Source organism: Paeniglutamicibacter antarcticus (assembly GCF_039544305.1).
Taxonomy (GTDB): domain Bacteria; phylum Actinomycetota; class Actinomycetes; order Actinomycetales; family Micrococcaceae; genus Paeniglutamicibacter; species Paeniglutamicibacter antarcticus_C.
Window position 1 is genome coordinate 296,409 of sequence record NZ_BAABLK010000022.1, and the last position, 17,990, is coordinate 314,398.

A 17,990-nucleotide genomic window follows, 5' to 3' on the forward strand; every position below is an offset into this window, starting at 1 on the left:
GGTCGCAGTTCGGTGGCCGATGTTCGAGCTGTCTCGGATGGCATATGCCCAGAGTAGTCGAGGTCGGGAATTGAATCGAAAAATGGCCAGCCGATGGTTCACGATAGCGTCCAAGAACCCCGCGAGGGCTAGTGCTTCCCGAACGCATCCCAGTTGGCCGCCAGCTTCGAATGCCGGCGGCTGTAGCCGAGGTAGATCAGCGATCCGATGGCCATCCATGCGCCAAAGACCACCCAGGTCCGCGCCCCGAGATTGGCCATCAGGTAGCCACAGAAGATGATCGCCAGGATCGGGGTCACCGGGTAGAACGGCACCTTGAAGGTGCGTGGCAGCTCGGGGCTGCTGCGTCGCAGCAAGATGACGGCCAGTGAGACCAGGGAGAAGGCGAAGAGCGTGCCTATCGATGTCGCGTCTGCCAGCTGGCCCAACGGGACCAGCCCGGCAACCAATGCCACGGCTCCGCCGGTGATCCATGTTCCGGCCACCGGAGCCCCGCTGCGTGTGCTGATACGCCCGAATACCGTCGGAACCATCCCGTCGCGGCTCATGGCCAGCAGGATGCGGGTTTGGCCGTAAAGCACGGTGATGACGATCGAGACAATGGCCAGCACGGCGCCGGCGGCGAAGAGCAATGCGACCCAGCTTTGTCCGGTGACCTCCTCGAGAAGCTGCACCAATGCCGCCTCCTTTCCCTCGAACCAGGTCCACTGGCGCGCGCCGACGGCGGCGATGGCCACCAAGATGTAGAGCGAGGTGATGATGACCATGGAGAGCACGATCGCCCGCGGCAGGTCGCGCTGGGGGTTCTTGGCTTCCTCCCCGGCGGTGGATGCGGCATCGAAGCCGATGTAGGAGAAGAACAGCCGGGCGGCCGCGGCCGAGACCCCGGCCGTGCCCATGGGCAGCAGCGGATCGAAGTTCGAGGTGGTGAACGCGTTGAAAGCGATCACCACGAAGAAGAGCAACACCGAGATCTTGATGAACACCAGCACGGTGTTGACCACCGCGGATTCCTTGGTGCCGCGAACCAGCAGGACGGTGGCGAAGAGCACGATCGCCAGCGCGGGGATGTTGAACACGCCGCCGTCGGCGCCCGGCGGATTGGTCAGTGCGGCCGGAAGGTCCATGCCGAGCGAGCGGGCCATCTCGTTGAGGTATTCACCTGCGCCGACCGCGATCGCCGCGACCGAGACGGCATATTCAAGGACCAGGCACCAGCCGCAGATCCAGGCCAGGCCCTCGCCCATGGTCGCGTAGGTATAGGTGTAGCTGGACCCCGATACCGGCACCGCGCCGGCCATTTCCGCGTATGACAGTGCGGCAAAGAGCGCGGCCAGCCCGGCGATGGCGAAGGAGATCCATACGGCGGGTCCGGCCATAGGTACCGAGGAAGACAGCACAACGAAAATGCCTGTACCGAGTGTGGCCCCGACACTGATCATGGTCAGGTGCAGCAATCCCAGCGTGCGGCGCAGCTTGGGGCCACCGGTGCCGTTGCCGGCCTCGGCCGTGAACGCCTCGACGGGCTTGCGAGCTCCCAGTTGCTGGCGCAGCGTGGGGCGGGCCGTAGCTGGTGCAGTATCTTGCATGGTCATGTATAAATTCTGCACCCTTGAATGGGCGGATTTTTCGTGGCATGGCCACGGAACGCGAACATAAAAATTGTATAAACACAGGTCAATTAGATATTTATTACATTTCCGGTGATGCCTGTATGTGGTTGAGATTACCCGCGAATACCTCTAATTTGCGCGTAAAACGGTCTGTGCAATGAATTTTTTTACATAGCCTTTATCCGGGCTACGCGTTCTGGGTCTTGGTCATATCGACATGGGCGCCACGGAACGGAACACCTTCAGCTTCCAGCAGCGCGCGGGCTCCGCCTCCGCGGCATGATGCCGCTGTACCGTCCGCACGCACTACCCGCCACCACGGCACATCGTCCCCGAGCAGGGAAACGGCCCGCCCCACCTGCCGCGGTCCGATACCAAGTGCTCGTCCGATCTCGCCGTAGGCTGCAACGCTTCCGGCAGGAATCGCCATAACGAACGCGCGGACCTCCGCAACGGCGTCCATGCCCATCCTCCTGAATCGGGACCAGTGGTTTTTCTGTTAAGCACGTTTCGGTCTTCTGCAGGGTGCCGGGATGGCCACACCTATGGCAGGTGCGTGGGTAACGCAGTTGGGTGCCCTTTCCCGGTTCCACGTGGCCGAGACGACGTCACTTGATCTTCGACAAGACATCGGGCTTGTGCATCGCCACGTGATCGGTCTTGTCGCTCTTGATCTCGTACTGCGGTTCCTTCTCGGTGCATCGCCGCATGTGGCCCTTGTACTCGACGTCCTTGGTGTGTTTCTTGGTGATCACACCGGTGACGTATCCAGCCTCCGAGTTCCACCGCACATGGTCGCCAATGGCGAATGTTGTCATGGCTGCTCTCCCTTCGCCCTCAGCAAAGCACACCGTATCGACAGCTGACAAGGGCGCGTCATCACCGATTAGGCGAAGTACACGCCGATCCGGTTTCCGTCGATTTCCTCGATGCGGATGTCGATGTCGTACACATCGCGCAGCACCTCGATCCTCATGATCTGCGCGGGGGGACCCTGGTGCACCAGCGCGCCCTCGCGCATGGCCAGGATGGTGTCCGAGTAGCAGGAGGCGAAGTTGATGTCGTGGATGACGATCACCACGGTCTTGCCAAGATCGTCGGCAAGCCGGCGGATCAGGCGCATCATTTCCACCGAGTGCTTCATGTCCAGGTTGTTCAGTGGCTCGTCGAGCAGCAGGTAGTCGGTGTCCTGGGCCAGGACCATCGCAATGTAGGCGCGCTGGCGTTGGCCGCCGGAAAGTTCGTCGAGGAACCTGTCGGCCAGGGCTCCCAGGTCCAGCTGGGCCATGGCCGCCTCGATGTGCGCCTTGTCCTCGGTGGTCGGGTGGCCGCCGGAGTGAGGGAAGCGTCCGAAGCCCACCAAGTCGCGCACGCGAAGGCGCATGGTGATGTGGTTTTCCTGGCGCAGGATCGCCATGGATTTGGCAAGGTCCTTGCTGGGGGTGCGCCCGATGTCCAGCCCGGCAATCGAGACGGTCCCCGAATCCATGGGCAGCAGCCGGGAAATCAGCGAGAGCAGCGTGGACTTGCCTGCGCCGTTGGGCCCGATGATGGAGGTGACCCCGCCGGCGGGAATGGTGGTGGTAATCGCGTCCACCACCGCGGTGCCGGAATAGGACTTGGTGACGTTCTCAATGCGGATCACTTCAGGGAACCCTTCAACAGCAGGTAGAGGAACAACAGTCCGCCAACGAACTCGATGATCACGCTCAGTGCCGTGGCGAATCCGAAGACGCGCTCGAGCACGAGCTGGCCCCCGACCAGCGTGATGGCACCGAGCAGGCAGACAATGGGAATGAGTGCGGCGTGGGAGAACTTGCGCACCATTTGGTAGGCGAGTGAGACAACGAGCAGGCCGAAGAACGTCACGGGCCCGACGAGCGCGGTGGACACCGCTACCAGGATCGAACAGAGCACCAGCACCACGGTGACGATGCGCTGGTGGTCGACACCCAGGTTGATCGCCGTTTCGCGGCCCAGTGCCAGCACGTCAAAGCTCTTGCGCAATTTCCAAACCACGATGGTCACCAGGGCGACGATGATCGCCGATATCCCCAAGAGCATGGGTTCGACCTGGTTGAAGGAAGCGAAGAACAAGTCCTGCAGCACCATGTATTCGCTGGGTTCCATCAGGCGTTGGAGCAGCGAGGAGAATCCGCGGAAGAGCGTGCCTATAACGATGCCCACCAGCAGCATCAGGTGCAGCGAGCCGGTGCCCCCGGTGAACAGCCACCGGTAGAGCAGCGCGGAAAACACGATCATCAACCCCACCTCTGCCCCGAACTTCAGTGCAGGGGAGGCGGTGAGCAGGGTGGAAGAGCCCAGCATGAATACCAGCGCGGTCTGGATCAGGATGTACAGCGCGTCGAAACCCATGATCGAGGGGGTCAGGATCCGGTTGGCCGTCACGGTCTGGAACATCAACGTGGACAAACCCACGGCGACGGCGACCACCAGCATCGCCCCGACACGGATACCGCGGCGGCTCAGCGCGTAGGACAGGTTTCCGCGCAGCTCCAGGGTCATGAACACCGCGATGCACGCCACGGTGATCAAGGCCATCACGGTGATCAAGGCAGCGGGGGATATCCTCTTGGGTGAGAGCATGGCAAGGGAAAAACCGCGCAACGAGAAGCGGCGGCGCCGGGTCGGGCCCGGGGAGAGCTTATTTGGCATTGCGTTTCCTGGTTTTTAGCAGCAGGGCCAGGAAGATGGTGGCGCCAAGAACGCTCATCACCATGCCCACGGGAACTTCGTAGGGGAAGTGGATGGTGCGTCCGATGATGTCGCAGATGAGCACAAAGCCGGCACCGAAGAGCGCGGTCCACGGCACCGCACGGCGCAGGTTGTCCCCGAAAAGCAGTGACACGATGTTCGGCACGATCAACCCCAGGAACGGCACGGCACCCACGACGGTGACCACGACGGCGGAAATCAGCGAGACAAGCACCAGGCCCAGGCGCATGATCGCCTTGTGGTTCATCCCCAGGTTGGTGGTGAAGTCCGCGCCCAGGCCGGCGACGGTGAACCGGTCAGCGGCCAGGTAACCGGCCAGGGTGAGCACCGCGACGATCCACAAAAGCTCGTAGCGTCCGCGAAGCACCCCGGAGAAGTCACCGATCATCCAGTTGCTCAAGGTCTGGAGCAGATCGTACTTGTAGGCGAAGAACGTGGTCACCGAGCCGATCACACCGCCGAGCATGATGCCCACGATGGGCACCAGCAACGTGTTGCGCGCCGGTAGGCGCCCCAGCACGGCAAGGAACAGTGCGGTGCCGCCGAGGGCGAAGATGCTTGCCACGCCCATCTTCATTATGAGCGGCGCCGCGGGGATCGCCACGGTGACCACCAGGATGCCCAGCGTCGCTGACTCCACGGTGCCCACGGTCGAGGGTTCGACGAAACGGTTGCGCACCATCAGCTGCAGGATCAACCCGGCTACCGCCACGGCTGTGCCGGCAAGGATGACAGCCAGGGTGCGCGGCACCCGGGAAATCCAGAACAGGTCCCAGGCCTCGTTCTCACCGGCCAGCAGCTGCGGAAGGCTCACCTCGGAGACCCCGACGAACAAGCTCACCACCGCAAGCACGAGCACCAGGACGGTGCCCAGTGCCAGCCACCGCGATTCGGCGGGGATTCTGGAACGCCGGCCGGCCACCGCGGGGGTTTCCCCCACGGTGGCCGGCCGACTTATTACTGGTGTGCTCATGGTGTGGGCGCGTCCGTGGGCTATGCCTACAGTGCCGCGGCAACCTCGTCGATCATCTTGTTGGTGTTGTTCAGTCCATACCCGATCATGTACCAGGAGGTTGCATCGAGGTTCACGATCTTGTCGTTCTTTGCGGCGTTGGTCGAAGCGACAAGCTCGTTGTCAAGCACTGCCTTGGCCGCATCCCCGCCGGTGCCCATGGCGGAGTCGCGATCAACAACGTAAAGCGTATCGGGGTTGTTGGTCTTGAGGAATTCAAAGGAGATCGATTCGCCGTGCGGTCCCTCGGACTTGATGTCCGCCACGGTGTCGACCCCCAGCACGTCGTGGATCAACCCGAAGCGCGAGCCCGCACCGTAGGCGGTCAATTCGCCGCCGGAGGTCATGATGATCAGGCCCTTGCCGCCGTTGGGGCTTTTGGCCTTGGTGTCGGCGATCTTGGTTTCCAGGGCGGCAAGCTGGTCGGTGACCTTGGACTCCGCATCGAAGATCTCGCCGAGCTTGCCGGTCTGTTCCTTGAAGGATTCCAACGGCTTGGTGATGTCCACGGATAGGTCGACGGTCGGTGCGATCTTGGAGAGTTCCTCGTAGGAGCTAGCGGTGCGTCCGGTGATGATGATCAGGTCGGGATTGCCGCTGGAGATGGCCTCGAAGTCCGGTTCCTTCATGGAACCGATCTTGGCGACCGAGGAATCGTTGTATTTCTTCAATGCCTCGGGGAACTTTGTCTCTGGAACGCCATCGGCGTCAACCCCCAACGCGTCCATGGAATCCAGCACGCCAAGGTCGAAGGTGTAGACGGTCTTCGGGTTCACCGGGACATCGGTGGTTCCCTGGGCATGGGTGATGCTCACCGTCTTGTTCGAATCGGCGTTGGCCGCCGGTTCGGCGGATCCGCCGCAAGCGGTCAGTGCGAACAGGGATGCGCCGGCGGCGAATGCGCCAAGTACGACGCGAACAGGGGTCTTCACGATGTTTTCTCCGATAGTGGTGACTGCTGCCCGAAGCTTTCGGTAAATAGCGAACAGTGCTGTGCGGTAAATGAGTTCAGAGAAGACGCTATCGATAAGGTCGACCTACGCGCAAGCCATGCAACCGCAACGGGTTGTCATTATGAAACCACGGGATGGGTAGGGTTGCCTAACAAAACCCGAGAAGCCGGGGATGCGGTGGGGGCGGAAGAGTCAAAAGTGACCTCGCTCACATGCCGGGTTTGCCGTCCCGGGGACCGGACTTGCCGCCCCGAGGCAGCGAAGGGGTAGCGTGCGGGGTGAACCCGATGCCCGATGCGGGCGGGCGCGGGATGCCTCGGGGGGCTTACCTAGCGTCCGCGCCGGGCCAGCCTTTCTACCAGGGCGTCGGGCGCGATCCGGGCCACGGCGACGGCGATCTTGTACAAGGCCGAGGGTACGGAGACCGACTTGCCCGCCTCGCTGTCCTCCAGGGCCTGCCGCACGACGTTTTCGGCGGTAAGCCAGGCCCATGCGGGGATCTTGGATTGGTCCGCGCCCATCCGGTCGTGGAACTCGGTGCGGACGAACCCCGGGCACAGTGCTGTGACGCTGATGCCGCGGTCCGCGTAGAACACATTGGCCCACCGGCTGAAGTTCACCATCATGGCCTTGGCTGCGGAATAGCTTCCGCGTGGGGTGTACGCGGCGACCGAGGCCACGTTGATGATTCTGCCCCCGGCGCCCAAGCCCATGGCTCGCAGTGCGGCATGCATTAGCACCAGCGGGGTTTGGGTGTGGATGCGCAGATGCCTAAGCTCCGCATCGAGATCGTTGTCGGCAAAGTTGCCCAGCATCCCGAATCCGGCATTGTTCACCAGCAGCGAGACCGGGGCATTCGACCGGGACAGGCGGTCCGCAACGAGTTGCACCCCGGCATCGGAGACCAGGTCGGCGGCCAGGACCTGGATGTCGACGGCAAACTGTGCCTGCAGTCGTGCGGCGAGTTCGGCCAGCCTTTGCCCATCGCGTGCCACGATCACCAGATCGAGCCCCTTGGCGGCTAGTTGGGCACAGAATTGCGCGCCGAGTCCCGAGGTGGCGCCGGTGATCAGTGCCGTGCCCCTGCCGCGGTGGGGGTTGTTGCTTGTCGGCGTCGGGTTTTCGTCCATGATGTGAGCCTAGTCATCAATGGGCCGTTTGGCCTGCGGGACGGCGGGGTTTTTTGGGGTGTGCACGGGTGTGACGATCGGTAATTAGGGGTCAAGTACGTTGCCTAATTGGATTTAGTGAGGATAGCCTTACTCCTTAGATGGGCCCAGCGCCCGCAAGCACGATGTCCGCCGATCCGGCGTCCAATCGCACCAGAAGGCACTTCTGCCACCTACCCGAAGGATCTACCAGCCCATGACGTTCACCCGACGAGCCGGCCTGATCACCGCGGCCTCAGCAGCACTTGCCTTGACCCTTGGGGCGTGCGGCTCAACGGCCGGTTCCACACCTGAAAGCCCTTCTGCCGCGTCCGATTCTTCCTACCCGGTGAGCATCGAGCACATCTACGGCGCCACGGAGATCCCCCAGCGGCCGGAGCGCGTGGCCACGGTCTCTTGGGTGAACGCGGACGCTGTGCTGGCCTTGGGCGTGGTCCCGGTGGGGATGGCCGAGGACGACTGGGGCAACAACGATCAGGGATCCACGGATTGGAAGGATGTTAAGCTCTCCGAGCTCGGCGCCTCGATCGGCACCGAGAAGGCCCCGAAGCAGTATTCGGAAAAAGACGGAGTGAACTTCACGGCCATCGCGGAGACCCAGCCCGACCTGATCGTCGCGGGGTACTCGGGCTTGACGCAGGAGGAATACGACAAGCTCTCGAAGATCGCCCCGGTGATCGGCCCCGTTGCCCCGAACTACACCTCAAGCTGGCAGCAGGTGACCACGGCGGTGGGCCAGGCATTGGGCAAGGACGACGACGCCGCAGCACTGGTCAAGGATGTCGAGGGCCAGCTCTCGGACGCGGCCCGGGCCAATCCTGTATTCAAGGACACCACCTTTATCGCCGGCAACCTCGAGACTGCCGACGGGGGCATCAACCTCTACGCCACCGGGGACTCGCGTCCTCGGTTCCTGAGCGCTTTGGGCATGACCCAAGCGCCGATGGTGGACGAAAACGTCAAGGATGGCGAATTTTATCTCCCGTGGGCGGCCGAGCGGGGAAATGAGCTTGACTCGGATATCTTCTTCACCTGGATCCCGGCGGGGTCCACCACGGATGCGATCAAGAACGACACGCTTTTCGCACAGATCCCCGCGGTAGCCAACGGTGGGCTTGTGGCCGCGGCCAACGACATGGAGGTGCTCTCCATCTCGGCAGCATCCCCGCTGTCGGTGCCCTACGCCATCGAGAAAGTGGTCCCGGCATTGGCCGCAGGCGCCCAGACGGCAACGGGCAAGTAGCCGGCGCCCGGCAAGGGGGACCCAGCACCTGATGTCATCATGCTTCGACCTGGCCGAGATAGTCCAATTGCGCTTCCACCGATTTTTCCGCCGCGGCGCGCACCGAGGGATCGACCTGCGCGTACACCAGATCGGTGACCTGGCCGATCCCGGGTTCTTGTGTGCCCTCGCGGCGCAGCTGTGCCAGCGCGGTTCTGACCTGCGCCAACCGTTCGTGCCGGTGGTCGCGGTACTGGCGCACAATGTTGTGCAGCGATTCAAGGACCGGTCCATGGGCCGGGAGCACGCGGGCATCGGGTGCGCCCTCGAGCAGGTCAAGGGAGGCCAAATAGTCGGCCAGTCTTCCGTCGGGTGCATCCAAGATGGTGGTTCCGCGCCCGAGGATCGTGTCTCCGGTGAGCATCGAGGCGTCGGAGCCGTCGTGCGGAAGCAGGAAGCACAACGAGTCCGAGGTGTGTCCCGGGGTGTGCAGCACTTGCACTACCAGCCCTGCGGCCTGGATTTCCTCGCCGTGCCCAAGCACCGGTGCCTCCCGGCAGTGCTCGGGCAGTGCGGCGCGCACCGGCGCACCGGTCAGCCGGTGCAGGGTGTCGATTCCCGCGGTGTGGTCCCGATGGCGGTGGGTGACCAGGATCAGCTCCACCGATTCGGCGGCAAGGGCGGCCAAGTGGCGGGCATCATCAGGTCCGGGGTCCACGATGATCGCGTGTTCGGATCCCGGCGCGCGCAGGATGTAGGAGTTGGTTCCCTCCAACGACATCGGTCCGGGGTTGGGGGCGAGCAGGAAGGATGCCTGCCCGGAAACGCGGTGAGCCTGTTGCCTGGTCATGGCACCCAGTCTAGGGCCACCGGGCGGGGCCGCACCGGTGTCACGAAGTGCATTTCGTGAGCGTGGCACCCGTAAGCGATGCCCCGTCCACGAGGGGTGGTGCACGCGCTTCCCGGGGGAATCTCCGGTCCGTGGCCCTCGGTCTGGGGCTGCTGGCCGCACTCGTCGTTGCCCTTTTCGCGTCCCTGCTCATCGGGGCCCGGCCCATCTCGGTGAACACCGTATTTCAGGCGCTCACGGACTTCGACGCGGGCAACGGGGACCATGCGGTGGTCGCGGCCCGTATCCCGCGCACCGTGGCGGGGCTGTTGATTGGTGCCTCGTTGGGCCTGGCGGGGGCAGGGATGCAGGGCATCACCCGCAACCCGTTGGCGGACCCCGGGATCCTGGGGGTCAACGCGGGGGCGGCACTTGCGGTGGTCATGGGCATCCACTTTTTCGCCGTGGGCACGCTGCAGGGCTACATCCTTTTCGCGTTCCTCGGTGCGGCCGGGGCCTCGGTGCTGGTCTATGCCATTGCCTCGTTGGGCCGCGACGGGGCGACGCCGCTGAAGCTCGCTTTGGCCGGGGCGGCGATGGCCGCGGGCCTGGGCTCATTGACCAGCGCGGTGCTGATGATCGGCCAAGAGGCGCTGGACAGGTTCAGGTTTTGGCAGGTCGGAACCCTGGGCGCCCGGGACGTGCCGGAAATGCTGGGTGTCCTTCCGTTCCTGCTGGCGGGAGGCGTCGCGGTGCTGCTTGGCGCCCGTCTGTTCAATGCGCTTGCGCTGGGCGATGACTCCGCCCGCGGGCTGGGCTTCCGGGTGGGCCGCGGGCGCGCGCTGTCCGCCGTTGGCGTGGTCCTTCTCTGCGGTGCCGCCACGGCACTTGCCGGTCCCATCGGGTTCGTCGGGTTGATCGTTCCCCACGCGATCAGGGCCCTGGCCGGAGCCGATTACCGGTGGTTGCTGCCGCTTTCGATGCTGGCGGGACCGGTGCTGCTGCTGTGCGCCGATGTGGTGGGCCGGGTCATCGCCCCGCCGGCCGAAATCCAGGTCGGGGTCATGACCGCACTGCTTGGGGCCCCGCTCTTCCTCTGGCTGCTGCGTCGCGGAAGGAAGGTCACGTTGTGAACCCACCGACTCGCAATACCCTGCAGGGCGCCGTCACCAATGCCTTGGAGCAGGCGCGGCGCGAACCCGGTACCACAAGAGACCGGGCCCCCCGGGGAGGCCGGAATCCCGTGGCGCGCATCAATGTCCTGGCGGCGGCCGGCATCGTCGTGGCCGTTGCGCTGAACCTGCTCGCCGGGCGCCACCCGATCGCCTTCGGGGACCTGCTGGCTGCACTGGGAGGAAAAGTGGTTCCCGCCGTCTCCTTCATGCTCTGGGAAGACAGGTTGCCCCAGGCCGCGGTGGGATTGCTCGCCGGCGCCGCGTTCGGGGCCTCGGGCGCGATCTTCCAGCGCATGCTGCGCAACCCGTTGGCCAGCCCCGACGTGATCGGCGTCGGCTACGGCGCCTCCGCCGCGGCGGTGGCGGGCATGCTGCTCTTTGGTGCACAGGGCCTGGGCCTGTCACTGCTCGCCTGTGCCGGTGGACTGGCCGTGGCCCTGCTGATCTACGCGATCGCCGATTCGGGCAGGCATACCGGGGCACGGCTGATCCTTGCCGGCATCGCGGTGGCGGCGATGCTCCAGGGGATCATCCAATACCTGCTCACCCGCACGGACGTGCGCACTGCGTCGGACGCCTTGCGCTGGCTGACCGGATCGCTCTCCGCCAGCACCTGGGAGCGGGCGGGTTTGCTGGCGGCGGCACTGGCCATCCTGCTGCCGCTGCTGGTTCCGGCAGCCTCGAAACTGCGCATCCTGGAACTCGGCGATGACTCCGCAGCGGGGCTCGGGCTCAATGTGCGCGCCACCCGGCTGGGGCTGATCCTGCTGGGTGTCGGGCTCACCGCCGTGGCAACCGCCGTCACCGGACCACTGGCCTTCATCTCGTTTTTGGCCGGCCCGCTGGCGCTGCGCCTGTGCGCCGGACGCAGCCACCTGGGATCGGCCGCGCTCATCGGTGCGCTGCTGGTCACCACCGCCACCTTCATGGCCTCGAACATCTTGCCCGACATACAATTACCAGTTGGCGTCGTGACCGGCGCACTGGGAGCACCGTTCCTGATTTGGGTTCTGGTGCGTTCCAACAAGGAAGGGACAGGAGCCTAGCCATGGCACTTCTCGAAGCACAGGACCTCACGCTCGGCTACGATGCGGTGAGCATCCTGGACGAGCTCTCGCTGCAACTTCCCACCGGCGAGGTGACGATCATCGTGGGCGCCAACGGTTGCGGAAAATCAACCCTGCTCCGTGGCCTGGCCCGGCTGCTCAAGCCGGCAGGGGGCAAGGTGCTGCTCAACGGGGAAGACATCCACGGCCGTCCCGCCCGCGAAGTCGCCAAACTGCTGGGCTTGCTGCCGCAGACCCCGACGGCGCCGGATGGCATCAGCGTGCGCGAACTGATCGGTCGCGGCCGCTACCCCCACCAGGGCTGGTTCAAGCGTTTCACCTCCCAGGACGAGGCCGCGGTGGAACGTGCCATGAAGATGACCAACACCACCGACCTGGCCGAGCGCCTCGTTGACGAGCTCTCCGGCGGGCAGCGCCAACGCGTCTGGATCGCAATGGCCCTGGCGCAGGAGACCGAGTTGCTCTTGCTCGACGAACCAACCACCTACCTAGACGTCGCGCACCAGCTCGAGGTCCTGGATGTCATCTCCGAGCTGAACCGCACCCGCGGCACCACGGTGGTGATCGTGCTTCATGACCTGAACTTGGCCGCGCGATACGCCGACCATCTGATCGCATTGAAGCAGGGGAAGGTCGTGGCCGCCGGACATCCGGCGGACATCGTCACCGAGGAGATGGTCAAGAACGTCTTTTCCATGCCATGCCGCGTCATCCCGGACCCGGTGGCCGGCACCCCGCTGGTGCTACCCATCGGCAGGCACCGAGTGCTGCGCGCGGAGTCCGTGCTGGCGGCCAAGGGCATCCATCGCACGCAGAATCCCGATGCGGGACTCGAAGCCGGAACCGCTGCGGCAACCGGGGCTGCGCAGACCGGGCCCGCCGCAAACGCAGCAAGCGAAGAAACCTCCCAACGGGCCGAAAACGTCAGTGAAATACTTGCCTTTGGCACCCACGTGCTGGGCGTCGAGCGGATCGGGGAGAACTTCACGCGGATCACCCTCGGCGGAGCGGACCTGGAGCACTTCGGTGCAGGCCACCAGCCCCTTGACCTGCGCATCAAGCTGTTGATGCAGACGGACGCCGCCGGGAACACGAGCAGGCAGTTCGGGTCGCTGCGCCCCGGCGCAGTGCTGTCCGCGGACGAGGCCACCGGCTGGTACCGCCGCTGGCTCGGGTTGCCCGCCGAATCCCGCGGCGCCATGCGCACCTACACCGTGCGGGCCCTGCGCCCGGCCGGGCACCGGGACAATCGCGGCACCGGGGCGGAAATCGACATCGACTTCGTGCTGCATCTGAGTACCGAGGGTGGCCAGCCCTCCGGGGGGCCGGCCACCATGTGGGCGGCCCACGCGGAAATCGGTGATGAGCTGCTCTTGCTGGGACCCAACAAGGCGCTGTGTTCCGCGGATTACGGGGGCATCGAGTTCCGCCCCGGGAGCGCCAAGCGGATCCTGTTGGCCGGGGATGAGACCGCGGCGCCGGCGATCTGTTCGATCCTCGAGTCCCTTCCGGCCGGCATCACCGGCCATGCCTTGATCGAGGTGCCGGAAACCGCCGACATCCAGGGCTCAACGACACGCTCGGGTGTCAGCGTCCAATGGCTGCCGCGTGGATTGCATCCACACGGTGAACTGCTTGCCGCGGCGGTGCGCGAGGTGGTGGCTATCCCCGGTGCCGGAGCGGTGATCACCGGAGCGGAGCCGGAGGACGTCAATGTGGATGAGGAGATCCTCTGGGAGACCGCCACGGCCTCCACCCAGCCGTTCTATGCATGGTTGGCCGGCGAGGCGGGTGTCATCAAGGAAATGCGCCGCTACCTGGTGCGCGAGGCAGGCATGGACCGCAGGCAGGTCGCGTTCATGGGGTATTGGCGCCGGGGCAAGTCGGAAAACTAGGTCTGGCCGGGTTCGGCTCAGCGCTCCGGGGTACCGCCGAGCTTGCCCAAGATGCGGGAAAGCTCGGCGCGTTCCTGGGCATCGAGGCGCCCGAAGAATAGTTGCGCGTGGTCGCGTCTGGCGACCTGGACTTCGTCCGTCAAGGTCCGTCCCTCGGGTGTCAACGTGACCAAGGTGGCGCGGCGGTCCACGGGGTCGGTGCACCGATTCACCAGCCCCTTGGCCTCTAGGTGGTCGATGACCTCGGTGGCCGAGCGCGCGGCAATGTGTAGGCGCTCGGCCACTTCCTTGAGGCGCAGTCCCTCGGGTGTCCCGTGGTCGGCGGTACCTCGGACCAGGGAATGCATGGCACGAAATTGGTGCGGAGTCAGTTCGAACGGAGCCAGCTGCTGTGACCAGGACTGGCGAAACGAACGAAAAGCACGGTGGAACAGCTCCGAAAGGTCCCGGGCCAGTGGTGGGTTGTTGCTTGGTGGCATGCCTCCCAGACTACCGCCAGCAAGGTAGCGTAGTTGACTGGAAACTACATAGTGAGGTACCCTCACTAAAGACGCGGTGCGAATCCCGCACCCCACGACCACCTTGAAAGGTGGTGCACATGGTGGAATCGAGTTCATCTTCCGCTGCCGCCCGCTCCGGCCAAGCCCCGTCGAGCCAAGGGCCCTCCGGAACCTCCCGTCCAGCCGGCGCTGGGCGCCCCGGCGGCGTGGCGCGGGTCAGTGCCGCCGATGCGAAGCAGGTCAAGCTCCACCCGGTGGGGCTTTCGAGGATCACCGACCTTTTTAAACCACACAAGTGGAGAATCTTGGTAGTCGTGCTGCTGATTTCTGTAGCATCGGTCATCGGCCTGGCCCAACCGTTCCTGATCCGCGCCATCATCGATGACGCGTTGCCGCAGCAAAACACCTCACTGCTGGCATGGCTTGCCGGGGGACTGGTGGTGGTCGCCGCGGCCACGGCGGCCATCGGCGTCGTGCAGACCTGGATGGCCACCAAGATGGGCCAGAAGGTCATGCACACGCTGCGCACCCGACTCTTTGCCCACCTGCAGTCCCAGTCGCTGGGATTCTTCACCCGCACCCGCGGCCGGGAGGTGCAGTCGCGGCTAACCAACGACATCGCCGGAATGCAGTCCGTCGTCACCTCGACGGCAACCTCCGTGGCCTCGAGCCTGACCACCGCGGTGGCCACCGCGATTGCAATGGTAGCGCTGTCGCCGCGGATGAGCCTGCTCTCGCTGGTGGTACTTCCCCCTGCCATCTGGCTCTCGCGTAAGGTCGCGCTCATGCGCCGGAATATCACCAATGCCCGGCAGCAGGAACTTGCCGGGATGTACACGCAGATCGAGGAGGGGCTCTCGGTCTCGGGCATCCGCTTGGCCAAGACCCTTGGCACCACCGGTCGCGACGTCGAGCGCTTCGCGGGATCCTCGAGCCGCCTGATCGACCTGGAACTTCGCAGCCAGTTGGCCGGACGCTGGCGGATGGCCACCATGTCCGTGGTGTTCGCCGCGATCCCGGCGGCCATCTACCTCGCTGCCGGGTTCCCAGCCACCTCCGGTTCGATGAGCATAGGAACGCTGGTGGCCTTCACCACGCTGCAGGCCATGATCTTCATGCCCATCATGGGGCTACTGAATGTCGGGGTGCAATGGGTCACCGCGATGGCGCTGTTCAGCCGGATCTTCGAGTACCTGGATTTGGAACCCGAGGTCAAGGCGCCGGTGGACCCTGTTGACCTGGACCCCGCGCGCGTCGAGGGCCGGGTCCGGTTCGAGGGTGTTGGATTCGCCTACCACGACGGCACCGAGGTGCTTCATTCAATCGACCTGGTGCTGGCCCCGGGAACCTCCACCGCGATCGTCGGGCCCACCGGATCGGGCAAGTCGACGCTCGGTGCGCTGCTGCCGCGGCTGCATGATCCCGCGCGCGGGCGGATCACCATCGACGGACTCGACGTGCGGCAGATACCGACAGAGGTATTGACCAGGATCGTGGGTGTGGTCTCCCAGGAGACCTACCTCATCCATGCCTCGATCCGCGAGAACCTGCTGTTGGCTGATCCCGGGGCAGGGGACGCAATGCTGTGGAAGGCGTTGGCCTCCGCGCAGATCGCCGATCTTGTCGCCGGACTGCCGGATGGGCTCGACACCCTGGTCGGTGCCCGCGGACATCGCTTCTCCGGAGGCGAGCAGCAACGCCTGGCCATCGCCCGCACCATCCTGCGCAACCCGAAGGTGCTGGTGCTCGATGAGGCCACCAGCGCACTGGACAACAACACCGAGGCGCTGGTGCAGGACGCCCTGGATTCCCTGAGGGTTGGCCGCACGACCTTGACAATTGCACACCGGCTTTCCACCGTCGAGGATGCCGACCACCTGGTGGTGCTCGATTCCGGAAGGATCGTCGAACAAGGAACCCCGGCCAAACTGCGCGCTGCGAACGGCGCCTATGCCAGGCTGGTGGCCGCGAGTGCCGAACGGCTTAGCGAACCGGTGTCCTGACGCGGCCCAGGGACCTGCGATGCCCGGAAACACGGCAACGTGGCAGAATCAAGGTATGGACCCGAATCAAAAGCTTGTGAATTCAGCCATTGAACAACTGCGGGGCAGATGGCCCGGGGCCCAGGACTCCGTTGCTGCCGCCGCCGTTGCGCTGGAGGACGGTCAGATCCTGACCAGTGTCAGCTTCGATAACTTCAATGCGGCCGCGACGTTGTGTGCGGAGGCCGGGGCGGTCGCCGCGGCGTACAGCCTGGGCAAACGCGTGGTGGCTTCGGCCTGCGTGACCAACGGAACCGAAGAGGGCACCTACCAGGTGCTGGCCCCATGCGGGATCTGCCAGGAACGCCTCGCGGTATGGGGCCCCGATGTCCTGGCTGCGGTGCCGGTCACCGCAGGAAAGAGCACCTGGGAGATGCTTCCGTTGCGGGCATTGAACCCCTACTACTGGGCAACCTCGTTCACCGCCGATGCCCAGTGGCCCTCGGTCGCCGAGCACGGGGAATAATTTCCCTGCATGTCACTTCCTGGACGTGAATCCGGGCGGTTACCAGAGTTCGCGTTCCACGACGGCAGAGCGGATCTTGCCGAGCATTGAGCGCAGCTGGTCCTTCTCCAGCTCCGAGAGCGGGTCGAAAAGCGCTTCGCGCACGAAACCCACGTGCGCCGGGGCTGCGGCGCGAATGGCCTTCCAGCCGCTGTTGGTCATCGTGATCTCCTGGCCGCGGCCATCCGCGCTGGCCGCACGGCGCTCGATCATTCCCTTGGCCTCCATCCGGCGCAACAGGTGCGAGACCCGCGAGCGTTCCCATTGCAGGGATGTGGCCAGGTCGCCCGAACGCAGTGCCTCCGGGGCTCCCTGGGAGACCGCAGCAAGCACGGCGTATTCCCCGCTGGACATTCCTGAATCGCGGGCCAGCTGCCGGTCCATCGCGCTGGGGAAGCCCCAGAGGAATTCGCGGAACTCCAGCCAAAGCTGTTGTTCTTCCTCGCTGAGCCATCGGATATCGGGCATGGAACACCTCACTTTTTCATAAATAGTTGACATGTCAATCATTGTGTATCAGGATAAGGATGTTCGGTTTTAGTTGATACGTCAGCAATGTTTGGCGTGTCAGCCTCATCCAAGGAGATCCAGCATGACCAAGATTGCCATCATCACCGGTTCAACCCGTCCGGGCCGCATCAATTCCGGTGTGGCCCAATGGGCCCTGGCCCAGGCACGGCTGCGCGGCGATGCCCGCTACGAGCTCGTCGACATCGCTGACTTCAACCTGCCGTTACTTGATGAAGCCTACCCGGCAGCCTTCCGGAACTACCAGAATGAGCACACCGTTGCGTGGAGTACAAAGATTTCGGAGTTCGACGGCTACCTCTTCATCACCCCCGAGTACAACCACTCCGTTTCCCCGGCCCTGGCCAACGCACTGTCCTACATGAATGCGGAATTCGCCAACAAGGCGGCTGGCATCGTGTCCTACGGTTCGGCCTACGGAGTGCGTGCAGTGGAGCACCTGCGCGGCATTCTTTCCGAGCTGCAGGTTGCCCACGTGCAGAAGACCGGAATGTTCTCCCTGTTCACCGACTTCGAGGACTTCGCGACGTTCAAACCCACCGAGCTGCAGGCCGCGTCGCTGGCACCGGTGCTGGATCAGTTGGTTCCGTGGACGCAGGCCATGAAATCGGTGCGCGACGCCGCCATGGTCTCCACCTAGGAGCCTTGGGGGCTGGGGACGGGCCGGAGTTCCGCACCCGGAGATCATTCAGGAAAGCCAGTAGTCACTATGGTGCTTGAGGGCATCCGAACCTAGGGTTGGGT

General features: G+C 64.5%; 18 protein-coding genes. 7 read left to right on the forward strand and 11 right to left on the reverse strand.

Going from position 1 to position 17,990, the window contains the following annotated elements; genetic code table 11:
* Window positions 1-128: 128 nt before the first annotated feature.
* The 8 genes from ABEA12_RS06395 to ABEA12_RS06430 form a co-directional block, all read right to left on the reverse strand.
* Complete coding sequence (locus tag ABEA12_RS06395) at window positions 129-1,595, reverse strand: amino acid permease (protein ID WP_210099772.1); 1,467 nt, start codon at window positions 1,593-1,595, stop codon at window positions 129-131.
* 205 nt (window positions 1,596-1,800) lie between these two features.
* A complete protein-coding gene (locus ABEA12_RS06400) occupies window positions 1,801-2,076 on the reverse strand; it encodes an MGMT family protein (protein ID WP_210099773.1) in 276 nt (91 codons plus the stop codon).
* Between the two features lie 145 nt (window positions 2,077-2,221).
* Window positions 2,222-2,431 (reverse strand): hypervirulence associated TUDOR domain-containing protein, encoded by a 210-nt coding sequence (locus ABEA12_RS06405; RefSeq protein ID WP_210099774.1) that lies wholly within the window; start codon window positions 2,429-2,431, stop codon window positions 2,222-2,224.
* Between the two features lie 68 nt (window positions 2,432-2,499).
* Window positions 2,500-3,258: an iron ABC transporter ATP-binding protein gene (locus ABEA12_RS06410; protein WP_210099775.1), complete on the reverse strand. Its 759-nt coding sequence runs from the start codon at window positions 3,256-3,258 to the stop codon at window positions 2,500-2,502.
* Window positions 3,255-4,289 (reverse strand): iron chelate uptake ABC transporter family permease subunit, encoded by a 1,035-nt coding sequence (locus ABEA12_RS06415; protein ID WP_210099776.1) that lies wholly within the window; start codon window positions 4,287-4,289, stop codon window positions 3,255-3,257. Before ABEA12_RS06415 ends, ABEA12_RS06410 begins: the two co-directional genes overlap by 4 nt.
* Window positions 4,279-5,322, reverse strand: coding sequence for an ABC transporter permease (locus ABEA12_RS06420; protein ID WP_345467049.1), 1,044 nt, complete (start codon window positions 5,320-5,322; stop codon window positions 4,279-4,281). Before ABEA12_RS06420 ends, ABEA12_RS06415 begins: the two co-directional genes overlap by 11 nt.
* A gap of 26 nt (window positions 5,323-5,348) precedes the next feature.
* On the reverse strand, window positions 5,349-6,293 hold the full coding sequence (locus tag ABEA12_RS06425; RefSeq protein ID WP_210099777.1) for a siderophore ABC transporter substrate-binding protein: 945 nt from the start codon (window positions 6,291-6,293) through the stop codon (window positions 5,349-5,351).
* 350 nt (window positions 6,294-6,643) lie between these two features.
* Window positions 6,644-7,444 carry an SDR family NAD(P)-dependent oxidoreductase gene (locus ABEA12_RS06430; RefSeq protein ID WP_210099778.1) on the reverse strand — a complete coding sequence of 267 codons (801 nt, stop codon included), beginning with the start codon at window positions 7,442-7,444 and terminating at the stop codon, window positions 6,644-6,646.
* A gap of 235 nt (window positions 7,445-7,679) precedes the next feature.
* Here ABEA12_RS06430 and ABEA12_RS06435 point away from each other — a divergent pair, with 235 nt between their 5' ends.
* Window positions 7,680-8,726, forward strand: a complete 1,047-nt coding sequence (locus ABEA12_RS06435; RefSeq protein ID WP_210099779.1) for an ABC transporter substrate-binding protein — start codon at window positions 7,680-7,682, stop codon at window positions 8,724-8,726.
* Between the two features lie 37 nt (window positions 8,727-8,763).
* Here the strand turns inward: ABEA12_RS06435 and ABEA12_RS06440 are convergent, their stop codons facing one another.
* A complete protein-coding gene (locus tag ABEA12_RS06440; RefSeq protein ID WP_210099780.1) occupies window positions 8,764-9,555 on the reverse strand; it encodes an MBL fold metallo-hydrolase in 792 nt (263 codons plus the stop codon).
* A 56-nt stretch (window positions 9,556-9,611) separates the two neighbouring features.
* Here ABEA12_RS06440 and ABEA12_RS06445 point away from each other — a divergent pair, with 56 nt between their 5' ends.
* The 3 genes from ABEA12_RS06445 to ABEA12_RS06455 are packed head-to-tail and all read left to right on the forward strand — an operon-like array spanning window position 9,612 to window position 13,671.
* Window positions 9,612-10,667, forward strand: coding sequence for a FecCD family ABC transporter permease (locus ABEA12_RS06445; RefSeq protein WP_425571751.1), 1,056 nt, complete (start codon window positions 9,612-9,614; stop codon window positions 10,665-10,667).
* On the forward strand, window positions 10,664-11,755 hold the full coding sequence (locus ABEA12_RS06450; protein ID WP_345467056.1) for a FecCD family ABC transporter permease: 1,092 nt from the start codon (window positions 10,664-10,666) through the stop codon (window positions 11,753-11,755). The genes ABEA12_RS06445 and ABEA12_RS06450 overlap by 4 nt, the downstream gene beginning before the upstream one ends.
* 2 nt (window positions 11,756-11,757) lie before the next feature.
* Window positions 11,758-13,671, forward strand: coding sequence for an SIP domain-containing protein (locus ABEA12_RS06455; protein ID WP_210099782.1), 1,914 nt, complete (start codon window positions 11,758-11,760; stop codon window positions 13,669-13,671).
* 17 nt (window positions 13,672-13,688) lie between these two features.
* On the opposite strand, the gene ABEA12_RS06460 is transcribed toward ABEA12_RS06455, so the two are convergent.
* On the reverse strand, window positions 13,689-14,150 hold the full coding sequence (locus ABEA12_RS06460) for a MarR family winged helix-turn-helix transcriptional regulator (protein ID WP_210099783.1): 462 nt from the start codon (window positions 14,148-14,150) through the stop codon (window positions 13,689-13,691).
* Between the two features lie 119 nt (window positions 14,151-14,269).
* On the opposite strand from ABEA12_RS06460, the gene ABEA12_RS06465 reads away from it, so the two are divergent.
* Together ABEA12_RS06465 and ABEA12_RS06470 are read left to right on the forward strand one after the other, a co-directional pair.
* On the forward strand, window positions 14,270-16,174 hold the full coding sequence (locus tag ABEA12_RS06465) for an ABC transporter ATP-binding protein (RefSeq protein ID WP_210099784.1): 1,905 nt from the start codon (window positions 14,270-14,272) through the stop codon (window positions 16,172-16,174).
* 55 nt (window positions 16,175-16,229) lie between these two features.
* A complete protein-coding gene (locus ABEA12_RS06470) occupies window positions 16,230-16,679 on the forward strand; it encodes a cytidine deaminase (protein ID WP_210099785.1) in 450 nt (149 codons plus the stop codon).
* Between the two features lie 39 nt (window positions 16,680-16,718).
* Here the strand turns inward: ABEA12_RS06470 and ABEA12_RS06475 are convergent, their stop codons facing one another.
* On the reverse strand, window positions 16,719-17,186 hold the full coding sequence (locus ABEA12_RS06475) for a MarR family winged helix-turn-helix transcriptional regulator (protein WP_210102443.1): 468 nt from the start codon (window positions 17,184-17,186) through the stop codon (window positions 16,719-16,721).
* Between the two features lie 124 nt (window positions 17,187-17,310).
* Here ABEA12_RS06475 and ABEA12_RS06480 point away from each other — a divergent pair, with 124 nt between their 5' ends.
* Complete coding sequence (locus ABEA12_RS06480) at window positions 17,311-17,886, forward strand: NADPH-dependent FMN reductase (protein ID WP_210099786.1); 576 nt, start codon at window positions 17,311-17,313, stop codon at window positions 17,884-17,886.
* Window positions 17,887-17,990: the final 104 nt, after the last annotated feature.

Bases quoted from the DNA above. Each gene is read 5' to 3' on its own strand.
- ABEA12_RS06395 (WP_210099772.1), bottom strand. From the start codon at position 1,595: ATGACCATGCAAGATACTGCACCAGCTACGGCCCGCCCCACGCTGCGC.
- ABEA12_RS06460 (WP_210099783.1), bottom strand. From the start codon at position 14,150: ATGCCACCAAGCAACAACCCACCACTGGCCCGGGACCTTTCGGAGCTG.
- ABEA12_RS06405 (WP_210099774.1), bottom strand. From the start codon at position 2,431: ATGACAACATTCGCCATTGGCGACCATGTGCGGTGGAACTCGGAGGCT.
- ABEA12_RS06435 (WP_210099779.1), top strand. From the start codon at position 7,680: ATGACGTTCACCCGACGAGCCGGCCTGATCACCGCGGCCTCAGCAGCA.
- ABEA12_RS06430 (WP_210099778.1), bottom strand. From the start codon at position 7,444: ATGGACGAAAACCCGACGCCGACAAGCAACAACCCCCACCGCGGCAGG.
- ABEA12_RS06465 (WP_210099784.1), top strand. From the start codon at position 14,270: ATGGTGGAATCGAGTTCATCTTCCGCTGCCGCCCGCTCCGGCCAAGCC.
- ABEA12_RS06440 (WP_210099780.1), bottom strand. From the start codon at position 9,555: ATGACCAGGCAACAGGCTCACCGCGTTTCCGGGCAGGCATCCTTCCTG.
- ABEA12_RS06470 (WP_210099785.1), top strand. From the start codon at position 16,230: ATGGACCCGAATCAAAAGCTTGTGAATTCAGCCATTGAACAACTGCGG.
- ABEA12_RS06480 (WP_210099786.1), top strand. From the start codon at position 17,311: ATGACCAAGATTGCCATCATCACCGGTTCAACCCGTCCGGGCCGCATC.
- ABEA12_RS06400 (WP_210099773.1), bottom strand. From the start codon at position 2,076: ATGGACGCCGTTGCGGAGGTCCGCGCGTTCGTTATGGCGATTCCTGCC.
- ABEA12_RS06455 (WP_210099782.1), top strand. From the start codon at position 11,758: ATGGCACTTCTCGAAGCACAGGACCTCACGCTCGGCTACGATGCGGTG.
- ABEA12_RS06415 (WP_210099776.1), bottom strand. From the start codon at position 4,289: ATGCCAAATAAGCTCTCCCCGGGCCCGACCCGGCGCCGCCGCTTCTCG.
- ABEA12_RS06420 (WP_345467049.1), bottom strand. From the start codon at position 5,322: ATGAGCACACCAGTAATAAGTCGGCCGGCCACCGTGGGGGAAACCCCC.
- ABEA12_RS06475 (WP_210102443.1), bottom strand. From the start codon at position 17,186: ATGCCCGATATCCGATGGCTCAGCGAGGAAGAACAACAGCTTTGGCTG.